Origin of the sequence: Lentzea sp. NBRC 102530 (assembly GCF_030269365.1) — a bacterium.
Classification (GTDB): domain Bacteria; phylum Actinomycetota; class Actinomycetes; order Mycobacteriales; family Pseudonocardiaceae; genus Lentzea.
Genome location: NZ_BSTF01000017.1, coordinates 161555 through 174291, shown reverse-complemented (window position 1 = coordinate 174291; position 12737 = coordinate 161555). Strand labels below are relative to the sequence as shown.

Here is a 12737-nt window from a genome sequence, read left to right as displayed (position 1 = left end):
GGAGAATCGCGGCCATGATCGAGTCGACTCTGGTGTCGGTGGACGTGATCGTGCTGCGGTTCGACCCGGACGCGCGCGCGGTGCTCGTGGGAGTCGCACCGCGCGCGCACGAGCCGTTCGCGGACGAGCTGGCCCTTCCCGGCGTGCTGCTGGGCAGGGGCGAACGCCTGCGCGACGCCACGACCAGGGCCGTCGTCGGCAAGCTCGGCCTGGCCGAGGACTCGGTGACGGCGACGGGCCAGCTCGCCACGTTCGACGAACCGTCCCGCGACCCGCGCGGCCCGACGCTGTCGATCGCGCTGTGGGCCACGGTCACCCGTCCGCGCGAGGTCCAGGGCCTGACCTGGGCACCGCTCGACGCCATGCCCCCGCTGGCCTTCGACCACGACCGGATCGTCGCCGACTGCCGCCCGATGTTCGCCGACAAGCTGTGGCGCGACGTGGCGTTCACCGCCGGCCTGCTGGGACGTGAGTTCACGACGGCGCAGGCGCTCGACGTGACCGAGTCGCTGACCGGCGACCGGCCCTACCCGGCCAACCTGGGCCGCACGATGGACCGCGTGCCGGGGCTGAGCCGCACCAGCGAGCACGCGGCCGCGCTGCCGAAGGGCGGACGTCCGCCGCTCGTGTGGAAGTGGGACAACACCGCTAGCGCGGCAGTTCGGGCTTGAACAGCCAGCGCGTGAGCAGGTCGCGGTGCCCGGCGAGCGAGATGAAGTCCTCGGTCGTCGCCACCCCGTGCCGGTTGCGCGCACACCACTCCCGCAGCAGCGCGAAGAACGAGTCGTCGCCCATCTCGCGCCGCAACGCGTGCAACGTCAGCGCCCCGCGCTTGTAGACGCGGTCGTCGAACCAGTCGGCCCGCGCGGGCCGTCCGATGACGATGTTCTGCGGCAACCGGCGCAGCAGATCCCGCGCCGCAGCGGCACAGGCGTCCGCGGAACGGCCGCCCGACGCCTCCGACCACAGCCACTCCGAATAGCAGGCGAAGCCCTCGTTGAGCCAGATGTGCTCCCACGCGGCGATGCCGACGGAGTTGCCGAACCACTGGTGCGCCAGCTCGTGCGCCACCAGCCGTTCCGCACCGCGGCGCCCGTCCACGTGGTTCGACCCGAACGTCGACAACCCCTGCGCCTCGACGGGAACGTCCAGCGCGTCGTCGGTCACCACCACGGCGTAGCGGGCGAACGGGTACGGCCCGAAGAGCGACGAGAACAGCTCGATCATCGCGTTCTGCCGGCCGAAGTCGTGTGCCACCAGCCGCTTCAGCCGGGCAGGCGCCCAGATGCCGGGCAGCGCCTCGACGTACTGTCCGATCTGGACGGTCGCGAGGTAGGTCGCCATCGGCGCGGCCATCGAGTACGTCCACCGCGTCGTGCTGCCGGAGACCTTGCCGTCGACCAGCACCCCGTTGCACACCACCGTGTACGGCGAGGGCGCGGTGACCTCCAGGTGGTACGACGCCTTCGACGACGGGTCGTCCAGGCACGGGAACCACGACGGCGCGCCGATCGGCTGCGAGGCCACGATCGAGCCGTCCGTCAGCTCGTCCCAGCCGAGGTCGCCCCACTCGGGCGTGGAGATCGGGCGCGGCGTGCCCGAGTACCGGACGTCGACCGAGAACGCCCCGCGCACGGCCGCCCGCACGTTCAGGACCCCTCCGGCGTGCCCGTACCGCACGGGCCTGCCGTTCACCAGCACCTTCGAGATCCGCAGGGACCCGAAGGACAGCGAGAACGACGACAGGGGAGAAGGACAGGAAGCCTGCAGCACCGCGCGCCCGGAGAGGCGCGCGGAGTGCGGCTTGTAGTCAAGCTCTAGCGCGTAATGGTGTACGGAGAAGCTCATGTCCACGCGGAGATCGGGTTGCCCAGCCAACGGGTTCCCGACGGTACATCCTCTCCGCGCATGACGAGCGAGGCGGGTCCGATGGTCGTGTGGTCACCGACGGACGCGCCCGGCAGCACGATGCCGTGCGGGCCCAGAGTGGACCCGGCGCCCAGTTCGACGCGGTCCATCCGCAGGATCCGGTCGTGGAACAGGTGCGTCTGCACGACGCAGCCCCGGTTCACCGTCGCGCCGGCGCCGAGCCTCACCAGGTCCGCCTCGGGCAGCCAGTACGACTCGCACCACACGCCGCGGCCCACGGACGCGCCCAGCGAGCGCAGCCACAGGTTCATGATCGGTGTGCCACCGGAGAACCCGATCAGCCACGGCACCGCGAGGACCTCGACGAACGTGTCCGCCAGCTCGTTGCGCCACACGAACGCCGACCACAGCGGGTACTCGCGGGTCTTGAACCGGCCCACGAGCGTCCACTTGGCGATCACGGCGACCAGGCACGCGGCCACGCCGGCGCCGAGCAGCACCAGGCCGGACGCCCAGATTCCGAACTCCTTCAAGGCGAACAGGACGAGCACGACCAACGCGACGTTCAGCATCACCGGGACGAACCGGCACAGCTCGACCAGCGCCCGCGCCCACATCAGGTGCTTGGGCGGGTCGAACGTGCGCGACTGGTCCGACACCTCGGCGGCGCGCGGCAGCTTCATCGGCGGCATGCCCAGGTACGACGACCCGGCCTTGGCGCGCTTCGGGGCCGCCGACAGCACGCCGACGAGCCCGCCCTTCGGCACCGCGCGACCGGGCGCGGTCATGCCCGAGTTGCCCAGGAACGCCCGCTTGCCGACGCGCGCGGTGGCGATGCGCAGCCAGCCGCCGCCCAGTTCGTAGGACGCGACCATCGTGTCGTCGGCCAGGAACGCGCCGTCGCCCACGCGGGTCATCTTCGGCAGCGCGACGACCGTGGAGGCCTCGACGCGGCGGCCGACCTTCATGCCCAGCAGCCGCAGCCACACCGGCGTGAACAGCGACGCGTACAGCGGGAACAGGGCCGAGCGCGCGTTGTTCATCAGGCGCTCGGTCGTCCACGCCGCCCACGCCACGCGGCTGTGCACGGGGTAGTGGCCCTCGCGCATGCCGATGCCGAGCAGCCGCACGGCCACCAGCACGATCAGCGCGTACGAGCCGAACCAGATCGCGGACGCGACCGGGACGTCCCACAGCGCCGACGTCGGCGTGACGGGCCGGCGCAGCACGTACAGCACCGCCGGAGCGGCCGCGAGCAGCGGCAACGCGGCCAGCAGGCCGGACGAGACGCCGTACATGAGGTTCCAGAAGCGCGACCGGGTGGGGCGGCGGGACGGGAACGCCCGCGCGGCCTTGCCCTCGCGCGTGGCCGGTACGCCCGACCAGCGCTGGCCGGTCGGCACGGAGCCGGTGACGCCACTGCCGGGGGCCACCTCGGCCCGCTTGCCGATCCGCGCGCCGGGGAACAGCGTGCTGCGGGCACCGATGGTCGCGCCCGCGCCGATCCGGATGCGGCCGATGCGCAGCCGGTCGCCGTCGATCCACCAGCCGGACAGGTCGACCTCGGGCTCGACGGCGGCGCCGCGGCCCACCTTCAGCATGCCCGTGACGGGCGGCAGCGAGTGCAGGTCGGCGCCTTCGCCGATCTTCGCGCCCAACGCCCGCGCGTAGTGCGTGACCCATGAGCCGGAGAGTTCGGTGGCGCGCGACATCTGCGCCAGCATCTCCGCGGTCCACAGTCGCAAGTGGACGGAACCGCCGCGCGGGTAGGTACCCGGCTTCACGCCGCGCAGCAGCAACCGCGCGCCACCGGCGGAGATCGCGAGCCGTCCGGCGGGGCTGAGGAACACGGCGAACCCGGCCGCGACCCACCACCACGACACCGACGTCCAGCCCAGGACGTTCGACAGCGCCGTGAGGGCGACGACCCAGCGCGCGCCGGCGATCGTGAGCAGCGGGACCATCAGCAGCGTCTGCACGACGCCGGTCCAGCGCGGCGTCGGCGCGACCTCGCGCACCTCGGCCTGCTCGCCGTACGACTCCAGCCTGCGGGCCAGCTTGTAGAGCGTCGGGTTCTGGTAGACGTCCTGCACCGACGTGCTCGGGTAGCGCGTGCGGATCAGCGAGACCAGCTGCGCGGCACCCAGCGAACTGCCGCCGGACGCGAAGAAGCTGGCGCCCTCCGACGCCGGACCGGAGCCCAGCACGGCCGCCCACTGCTCCGCCAGCCAGCCTTCGAGGCCGCTGAACACCACGCCCGCGGTGTCCATCGACTCGAGCGGCCACGGCAGCGCGGCGCGGTCGACCTTGCCGGACGTGCGCGTCGGCAGCGTGTCGACGACCGCGAGCAGCGGCACGAGCGCGGCCGGGAGTTCGGTGCGCAGCCGTTCGACGGCTGCTTCCTGGTCGAACTCGCCGTCGGTGACGACGTAGCCGACGAGGACCTGGTTGCCGCCCCGCGTCGTGCGCACGGCCGCGGCGGCACCCGCGATGCCGTCCAGCGCGGACAGGGCGGCGTCGACCTCGCCGAGTTCGATGCGGCGGCCACCGAGCTTGATCTGCTCGTCCGCGCGGCCGAGGAAGACGAGGCCCTCCGGTTCGGCGCGGACCATGTCACCGCTGCGGTACGCGCGGTCCCAGCCCATCGAGGGCAGCGGCGCGTACTTCTGGGCGTCCTTCTCGACGTCCAGGTAGCGCGCCAGGCCGACGCCGCCGATGACCAGTTCGCCGGACTCGCCCATGGGCACGACCTCGCCCCGGTCGTCGACGACGACGAGTTCCCAGCCGTCGAGCGGCAGGCCGATGCGGACCGGGCCGGTGCCCGTCATCTGCGCGGCGCACGCCACGACCGTGGCTTCGGTCGGGCCGTAGGTGTTCCAGACCTCGCGGCCGTCGACCGCGAGGCGTTCCGCGAGCTCGGGCGGGCAGGCCTCGCCGCCGAAGATCAGCAGCCGCACGTCGTCCAGCGCCTCGACGGGCCACAGCGCGGCCAGCGTCGGGACCGTGGAGACGACGGTGATCTCCTGCTCGACCAGCCACGGGCCGAGGTCCATGCCCGTGCGCACCAGCGAACGCGGCGCGGGCACGAGGCAGGCGCCGTAGCGCCAGGCGAGCCACATCTCCTCGCACGAGGCGTCGAACGCGACCGACAGACCCGCGAGCACGCGGTCCTCCGGCCCGATCGGCTCGTCCTGGAGGAACAGCCGCGCCTCGGCGTCGACGAACGCGGCCGCGTTGCGGTGCGTGACGGCGACGCCCTTGGGCTTTCCGGTCGAACCGGACGTGAAGATGATCCAGGCGTCGTTGTCCAGCCCCGGTTCCCCCGGGACGCCGAGCGGGGTGCCGTGCAGCACAAGGGATCGGCCCTCGCCGAGCACGGCACTCACTTGTGCCTCAGTGAAAACGAGCTCGGCGCGCTCGTCCGGGTCCTCGAAGTCGACGGGCACGTAGGCCGCGCCGGCGGCGAGGGTCGCGAGGATCGAGACGTAGAGGTCGACCGTCCCGGACGGCACGCGGATGCCGACCCGGTCGCCGACCCCGACGCCCTCGGCCGCGAGCTTTTCCTTGAGTTCCAGTACTTCTGTGATCAGTGCGCGGTACGTCAGCGCGGTGGTGCCGTCGTCGACGGCCAGCGCGTTCGGGTGCTTCTCGGCACTCGCGCGCAGGATGTCCAGGAGGGTGCGCGGTGTCGGCGCCTGCCCTGCGGTGAACATCGATGGGAGGACAACGGGTTCAGCCGCGATCGTCACTTCAGCGTCACTTCTCACCCTCTCGGCAACTGGTAGCCGACCAACTTTACAGTCCCGTAACCATTACCTCTCGCCGGAGTACGCGTCCTCACAGGTGACCTCAGTCACCGCAACACTTTCGAGTGACTTCTCCGCCTGGTGCCGCGCGAGGTTCCACTCCCGCCAGTCCTTCTCGACGACGGCCGTCTTCCGGTTCTTGATGTACTGCAAGGCACACGAGCGTTCCTGTGCCGGCAGGCGGACCAGTGCCGGCACCGCGTCCTCCGACAGTTGCGACAGGTAGTACGTGTCGATCTTCTGCGTCGCCTCGAACCGCGACACGTTGTAATCGGCAACCACCCGTTCGGGGTTCATCGCCACCACGGCGAGGAAGAACGCCACGCCGGTCGCCACCACTGCCTTGGGCAACCACTTGGCGCGCAACGAGATCCCGCCCGCGATCACCATCAGGTACACCACGGCCAGCCACACCTCGCACGACGCCACGAGCAACCGCAGCACCGTCCACCCGTACGCCTGCTGGTAGAACCACATGCGGCTCAACGCACTCGCCACGATCACGAGCGTGAGCACCGCCAACGCCCCGAGCAGACCCTTGAGCCACAACTGTTCCCGCCGCGTTTGCTTCGCCGCGAACCGCGCGACACCGGCGATTACGCCAAGCGTGAGAACGGTGACCCACAGCAGCTGCCAGAACCCGGACCGCGCGTACTCGGCGAACGTCACCCCGGCCGTCTTCATGACGTAGGCCTCGCCCCCGAACAACACGGCGAGCTGCGTCCCCACGAACCCGGCGAACAGCACCACCAGCACCCCGACCGGCAACCCGTAGTCCTTGAGCCGCAACGACCCGGGCTTCTGCTCCTCGTCCTCCCCGATCTCCGCCGGCGCCGCCACCAGGTAACAGGCGCCCAACGCCCCGAACGCCGCAACGACCCCGTAGAACGTCATCTGCACGTACACGCCGATGTCGAGGTCCGGGATCAGCCCTTCGAGGAAGTCGTTGAACCCCTTGTCGGCCCCCGCCAGCAACGACCCGAACACCACGAGCAGCACCAGCGCCACCCCGACGGAGATGAACGGCCGGATCCCCACCGGCCCGCGGCGCTGGAACCCCTTGGCCACCCAGGGAATCGACCGCAGCGCCCCCAGCCCGACACCGACCGCCCCGAACACGAGCCCCTTGACCGTCCTGCCCCCGGCCATCGCGATCGACCCGCACACCATCGAGGCCATCAAGCTCAGCGGGAACACCCACTCGGCCGCCCGCAGAAAGCCCATCGCGAGGAACGCGAGCGCGGCAGCCAGCCACAACGCCCGCTCGACGGTCGGCCTGCCGGCGTAGAACAGCACGCCGCCGATGCCGACCAGCCCGGCGAGGAACCAGCCGACGCCGTTGTTGGGCACGGCCAGGAACGCTCCGGCGAGGCCCGCGACCAGACCTGCCACCAGCGCCTTCGTCGGCGCACCCGTGGTGGGTGGGCGCCACCAGGGCATGAACGGCAGGCCGGGGGCCTGGACGGCGGCTGCCGCGGGGTAGCGGGGCGGTGCCTGCCAGGGCGAGGCCGGGGGCAGGGTGGCGGTGACGACCTCGGCTGGGTGCAGCGGAGGGGTGGGAGCCGCCGCGGGCGTGGGTTCCGCGACCCCGGCGTCCTTGGCGGGCGGCGTGACCTTGGCAGCCTTCGCGTCGGCCGTGGTCTCGGCGCTCTTGGCGGGCGGCGTGGCCTTGGCGTCTTCGGCAGGTGGCGTGGTCTCGGCGCTCTTCGCGGGCGGCGCGGCCTCGGTGCCCTTCGCGTCCGACGGATCTTGTCGGACCTCCTGAGTAGGTTGGGTCGCGGGGGACTCCGATTCAGGGGTACCCCTGCGCGAGCCCGCCCCGGTCTCCTCCACGGGGTCCGGCGAGCCCCCAGATCCCGCCGGCTCCCCGCCCCCGGCCGTCGGCCGGTACCCGACCTTCCGGAAGTTGCGGTACTTCGGCCGCCCCGAGCCCTTCTCAGAGGGCGTCGAGCCCGTCGAGTCACTCATGTCTCTCTCCCAAAGCCCCAACGAGGGCATGCGTCATCGCCGCACCGCGGTCACCCAAGACCGGGCACGCTCACCAGGCCAAGCTCAACGAGGCAAAGTCACCCGGATGCACGATCCGGGGTCCACGACGGCGATCACGCCGCCGTGCAGGTCCACCACCCACCGGGCGATGGCGAGTCCGAGCCCGGTCCCGCCACCGCCCGCCCTCTCCCCGCGGGTGAACCTCTCGAAGATCCGCGACCGGTCGGCCGGGGCGATCCCTGGCCCTTCGTCGCGCACCTCCAGCACCACTCCGGCAGCGGACGCGTACCCCGCCACGGACACCAACCCCCCGGTGGGTCCGTGGCGGGCCGCGTTGTCCACCAGGTTCACGAGAACCTGGTGCAACCGCTCCCCATCAGCGAAAACGGTCAGCGAGCCGGACACGTCGATCGAAAACGAAGCCGACGGAGCAGAAACCGACGCCTCCGCCACGACATCGGCGACCAGGGACGACACCGACAGCGTTTCCCGGTTCAGGGACAGCACGCCGGCATCGATCTTCGACAGGTCGAGCAACTCGGTCACCAGCCGCCCGAGCCGTTCGGTCTGGGCGAGCGCCGTCCGCATGGTCGCCGCGTCAGCGACGGCCACCCCGTCCACCACGTTCTCCAGCACCGCCTGCAACGCCGAGATCGGCGTCCGCAGTTCGTGCGACACGTTCGCGATCAGCTCACGCCGTTGCTGGTCGGCCGCGGCCAGGTCGGCGGCCATGACCGTGAACGCCTCCGCCAGCTGCCCGACCTCGTCCGACGAGGTCGACCGCACCGTGCGCGAGTAGTCCCCGGAAGCCATCGAACGAGCGGCGGACGTCATCTCCCGCAACGGCGAGGTCATGCCGTGCGCCAGCAGCTGCGAGGTCAGCAGGCCCAGGATCAACGCCATCAGCGTCGTCTGCGCCGGCAACCACCCCGTCACGTACCGGAAGTAGGCGAACGAGACACACCCGGACACCACGATCACGATGCCGAGCTTGAGCTTGATCGACCGCACCGAGTCCAGTGGACGCGGCAGCATGTCCAGCAGCTCGAGCAACCGCCTCACGACGGCACCTGCCGAGGCACCTCCAGCGCGTACCCCACCCCGTGCACGGTCCGGATCAGGTCCGCGCCGAGCTTGCGCCGCAACGCCTTCACGTGCGAGTCGACCGTCCGCGACGACGCCCCCTCGTGCCATCCGCAAGCCTCCGCCAGCAACCGCTCACGAGCCTGCACGGCAGAAGGACGCTCGGCCAGAAAGACAAGCAGGTCGTACTCGGTGGGCGTCAGATGAGCCTCGACGCCCGCCCGGGACACCCGCCGCGAAGCCAGGTCGATCAGCAGATCACCCAACTCCAGCGAACGCGACGACACCGCACGAGACACCCGGCGCAGCAAGACGTGCACCCGCGCCGCGAGCTCCCGCATCGAGAACGGCTTCGTCAGGTAGTCGTCCGCCCCGACGGCGAGCCCGACCAGCAGGTCGGTCTCGTCCCCGCGGGCCGTCAGCATCAGCACCGGCACCGACCGCGACGCCTGGATCCGCCGGCACACCTCCAGCCCGTCGAACCCCGGCAGCATCACGTCGAGCACCACCAGGTCGGGCAGGAACGAAAAAGCCGAGGCCACCCCGGTCGGACCGTCGTGCGCGACCGCCACCTCGAAGCCCTCCGCCCGCAGCCGCGCGGCCACGGACTCGGCGATCGTGATGTCGTCCTCGACGACGAGCACCCGGCGCTGACCTGTCATGCCGGCGACTTTATGTCCATGTCGTGGAGGACGCCGGGACAAGTTGTGAAGATCGTGTGCAGAAGACCGGGGTAGGTTCGCACCATGAACGTCCTCGAAGCGGTCCTGGAGAGGATCACCTACGCCAACGAGGACAACGGCTACACCGTCGCCAAGGTCGACACGGGCCGGGGAGACCTGGTCACGGTCGTGGGCGCGCTGCTCGGCGCGCAGCCCGGCGAGTCGATCCGCATGCGCGGCACCTGGGGTTCGCATCCGCAGTACGGCAAGCAGTTCCACGTCGACGACTACACGACGATCCTGCCCGCCACCATCCAGGGCATCCGCCGCTACCTCGGCTCCGGCCTGATCAAGGGCATCGGCCCGGTGCTCGCGGACAAGATCGTCACCCACTTCGGCGTGCAGGCGCTCGACGTCATCGAGAACGAACCGCACCGGCTCATCGAGGTCCCCAAGCTCGGCCCGAAGCGCACCAAGCTCATCGCCGACGCCTGGGAGGAGCAGAAGGCCATCAAGGAGGTCATGGTCTTCCTCCAGGGCGTGGGCGTCTCCACGAGCCTCGCCGTCCGCGTCTACAAGCAGTACGCGGACAAGTCGATCGACGTGGTCAAGAACGAGCCCTACCGGCTGGCCGCGGACGTCTGGGGCATCGGCTTCAAGACCGCGGACGTCATCGCGAAGGCCGTCGGCATCCCGCACGACAGTCCGCAACGGGTCAAGGCGGGCCTGCAGTTCACGCTGTCCGAGGCCACCGGCGACGGCAACTGCTACCTGCCCGAACAGGCCCTCATCGCGGACGCCATCAAGATCCTCCAGGTCGACACCGGCCTGGTCATCGACTGCCTCGCGGAACTCGTCGACGAGGAGGGCGTGGTCAGGGAGGAGCTCCCGGACGACGAGATCGCGATCTACCTCGTCCCGTTCCACCGCGCGGAGATCTCGATGGCCGCGCAGCTCAAGCGGCTGCTGCACACCGACGCCGACCGGATGCCGAGCTTCCAGAGCGTCGACTGGGACAAGGCACTCGCCTGGCTCGGCACCGAACTCGAACAGCACCAGAAGGAAGCCGTCCAGCTCGCCCTGACCAAGAAGGTGGCCGTGCTGACCGGCGGCCCCGGCTGCGGCAAGAGCTTCACGGTCCGCTCGATCGTCCGGCTCGCCCTGGCGAAACGGGCGAAGATCGTGCTCGCCGCGCCCACCGGCCGGGCCGCGAAGCGCCTCACCGAACTGACCGGCCACGAGGCACGCACCGTCCACCGCCTGCTCGAACTCAGGCCCGGCGGCGACGCGGCCTACGACAGGGACCACCCGCTCGACGCCGACCTCGTGGTCGTCGACGAGGCCTCGATGCTGGACCTGCTGCTGGCCAACAAGCTCGTCAAGGCCGTCCCGCCCGGCGCCCACCTGCTGCTCGTCGGCGACGTCGACCAGCTGCCGTCGGTGGGCGCGGGTGAGGTGCTCAGGGACGTGCTCGCCCAGGGCAGCCCGATCCCGAACGTCCGCCTCACCCACATCTTCCGGCAGGCCCAGGAGTCCGGCGTCGTCACGAACGCCCACCGCATCAACAGCGGCGACTACCCGATCGTCCAGGGCATGCCCGACTTCTTCCTCTTCAGCACCGACGAGGCCGAGGAGGCGGCGAGCACGACCGTCGACGTCGTGGCGAACCGCATCCCGCGCAAGTTCGGCCTCGACCCGCGCAAGGACATCCAGGTCCTGGCCCCGATGCACCGCGGACCGGCCGGAGCGGGCACGCTCAACACCGTGCTCCAGGAAGCGCTGACGCCGTCCAGGGAGAACCTGCCGGAGAAGCGCTTCGGCGGCCGGGTGTTCAAGCTGGGGGACAAGGTCACCCAGATCCGCAACAACTACGACAAGGGTGCGAACGGCGTCTTCAACGGCACCCTCGGCGTGGTCATCGCGCTCGACACCGTCGAGCAGAAGCTCACCATCCGCACCGACGAGGACGAAGAGGTCGACTACGAGTTCTCGGAGCTCGACGAACTCAGCCACGCCTACGCCATGACCATCCACCGCTCGCAGGGCAGCGAGTACCCGTGCGTGGTCATCCCGATCACGACCAGCGCGTGGATGATGCTGCAGCGCAACCTGCTCTACACGGCCGTCACGCGCGCGAAGAAGCTCGTGGTGCTGGTGGGCAGCAAACGAGCCATCGGCCAGGCCGTCCGCACGGTCGGGGCGGGCCGTCGCCACACAGCGCTGGCCCACCGCCTCCGCACTGCGCAGAACTACACGGACGTCAGGTAGTCGGTGATCAACCGGGCCCACGGCATCGCGGACTCCAGCGCGATGGCGTGACCGCACGGCAGGTCGGCGTACTTCGAGCCGGGGATCAGGTCGGAGACCTCCTTGCCCAGCTCGGGCGACAGCAGCTGGTCGCCGGCCGCGCCGATCACCAGCGTCGGCTGCGTGACCTGCGGCAGCACCTCCGACAGGTCGATCTTCAGGATCAGGTCGATGTGCGCGGACGACCCCGTCGGCACGGACGCGCCGATCAGTTCGGCGAACCCCTCGGCCTGCGCGGGCGAGAGCCGGGCCAGGTACTGCTTGCTGCACATCAGCGAGAGGATGTACCGCGCCAGGGCCGGCCGCGGGCCGTCGAGCAGCGCCTTCCACCGGTCGATCCGGGTCCTGGTCGCCGCGTCGACCTTGGCGAACGGCGTGCTCAGCACGAGCCCGCGCACCCGCTCGGGGTGCCGGAGCGCCACCGCGACGGCGACCGCGCAGCCCATCGAGTAGCCGGACACGAAGAACGACTCGTGCCCGGCCTCGACCGCGGCGTCGACGACCTCGTCGGCGAGCGTCTCCAGGTCGAGCGCTCCCGACGCCTTCGGGGACCCGCCGGAGCCCGGCAGGTCCGGTGCGACGACGGTGAAGTGCTGGGTCAGGGTTCCGAGGATCGGTCCGTAGTTGGCCTGGACGCTGCCACCCGCGCCGTGCACGAGCAGGAGAGCCGGGCCACTGCCCTTGACGACGGTGGACAGGCCGGTCATGGGGAACCCCCGAGTTTTGTCAGTCCATGCTGCGGACGATGGTCGGCTCCAAGCCTTCGTCGTCGTCCGCGAGGGATCCGCGCCAGGGGAAGTGGAAGTGAGCGGCCTCGGTGACACCGTCGTTGTAGAGATGATCCATGGCCTGGTCTCCTCAATTCTTCCCAAGGTGGTTTCGTGCGCGGGACCTCGCTGTCCGTCGAGTCGGTTTCGGCCTCACCAGCACAATAACCGCTGCGGTGCTGGGAGAAATCCTATTGATTTTCGTCACAGCGCGCCAAGTGGCCGGTTTCCCGATCCCAAGCACCGGACGGTAA

Annotated in this window: 8 protein-coding genes; 2 read left to right on the top strand and 6 right to left on the bottom strand. The window is 70.5% G+C overall.

Features of this window, described 5'->3' with window-relative positions:
* The first annotated feature begins 14 nt into the window (after positions 1-14).
* Positions 15-671 (top strand): NUDIX hydrolase, encoded by a 657-nt coding sequence (locus QSK25_RS35900; RefSeq protein ID WP_285645051.1) that lies wholly within the window; start codon positions 15-17, stop codon positions 669-671.
* Here QSK25_RS35900 and QSK25_RS35895 read toward each other — a convergent pair.
* The 5 genes from QSK25_RS35895 to QSK25_RS35875 all read right to left on the bottom strand — a co-directional run bounded on the left by QSK25_RS35895 (position 649) and on the right by QSK25_RS35875 (position 9409).
* Positions 649-1848, bottom strand: coding sequence for a M1 family metallopeptidase (locus QSK25_RS35895; RefSeq protein ID WP_285645049.1), 1200 nt, complete (start codon positions 1846-1848; stop codon positions 649-651). The two genes, QSK25_RS35900 and QSK25_RS35895, sit on opposite strands and share 23 nt — an antisense overlap.
* Positions 1845-5582, bottom strand: coding sequence for a Pls/PosA family non-ribosomal peptide synthetase (locus QSK25_RS35890; protein ID WP_285645048.1), 3738 nt, complete (start codon positions 5580-5582; stop codon positions 1845-1847). Before QSK25_RS35890 ends, QSK25_RS35895 begins: the two co-directional genes overlap by 4 nt.
* Positions 5583-5681: 99 nt before the next feature.
* Positions 5682-7643: a DUF4153 domain-containing protein gene (locus tag QSK25_RS35885; RefSeq protein WP_285645046.1), complete on the bottom strand. Its 1962-nt coding sequence runs from the start codon at positions 7641-7643 to the stop codon at positions 5682-5684.
* Positions 7644-7727: 84 nt separating this feature from the next.
* Positions 7728-8699 carry a HAMP domain-containing sensor histidine kinase gene (locus QSK25_RS35880; protein WP_285645087.1) on the bottom strand — a complete coding sequence of 324 codons (972 nt, stop codon included), beginning with the start codon at positions 8697-8699 and terminating at the stop codon, positions 7728-7730.
* Positions 8700-8722: 23 nt separating this feature from the next.
* A complete protein-coding gene (locus QSK25_RS35875) occupies positions 8723-9409 on the bottom strand; it encodes a response regulator transcription factor (RefSeq protein ID WP_285645044.1) in 687 nt (228 codons plus the stop codon).
* Positions 9410-9493: 84 nt separating this feature from the next.
* Between QSK25_RS35875 and recD2 the strand changes: the two genes are divergently transcribed.
* The gene (gene recD2, locus QSK25_RS35870; RefSeq protein WP_285645043.1) at positions 9494-11677 is read left to right on the top strand and encodes an SF1B family DNA helicase RecD2; all 2184 of its coding nucleotides are present in this window, start codon (positions 9494-9496) and stop codon (positions 11675-11677) included.
* Here recD2 and QSK25_RS35865 read toward each other — a convergent pair.
* Positions 11659-12423: an alpha/beta fold hydrolase gene (locus QSK25_RS35865; RefSeq protein WP_285645041.1), complete on the bottom strand. Its 765-nt coding sequence runs from the start codon at positions 12421-12423 to the stop codon at positions 11659-11661. The two genes, recD2 and QSK25_RS35865, sit on opposite strands and share 19 nt — an antisense overlap.
* Between the last annotated feature and the right edge of the window lie 314 nt (positions 12424-12737).

What these genes read in the sequence shown, in the direction of transcription:
- QSK25_RS35895 (WP_285645049.1), bottom strand. Translation starts at nt 1,848, where the DNA reads ATGAGCTTCTCCGTACACCATTACGCGCTAGAGCTTGACTACAAGCCG.
- QSK25_RS35865 (WP_285645041.1), bottom strand. Translation starts at nt 12,423, where the DNA reads ATGACCGGCCTGTCCACCGTCGTCAAGGGCAGTGGCCCGGCTCTCCTG.
- recD2 (WP_285645043.1), top strand. Translation starts at nt 9,494, where the DNA reads ATGAACGTCCTCGAAGCGGTCCTGGAGAGGATCACCTACGCCAACGAG.
- QSK25_RS35890 (WP_285645048.1), bottom strand. Translation starts at nt 5,582, where the DNA reads ATGTTCACCGCAGGGCAGGCGCCGACACCGCGCACCCTCCTGGACATC.
- QSK25_RS35900 (WP_285645051.1), top strand. Translation starts at nt 15, where the DNA reads ATGATCGAGTCGACTCTGGTGTCGGTGGACGTGATCGTGCTGCGGTTC.
- QSK25_RS35880 (WP_285645087.1), bottom strand. Translation starts at nt 8,699, where the DNA reads ATGCTGCCGCGTCCACTGGACTCGGTGCGGTCGATCAAGCTCAAGCTC.
- QSK25_RS35875 (WP_285645044.1), bottom strand. Translation starts at nt 9,409, where the DNA reads ATGACAGGTCAGCGCCGGGTGCTCGTCGTCGAGGACGACATCACGATC.
- QSK25_RS35885 (WP_285645046.1), bottom strand. Translation starts at nt 7,643, where the DNA reads ATGAGTGACTCGACGGGCTCGACGCCCTCTGAGAAGGGCTCGGGGCGG.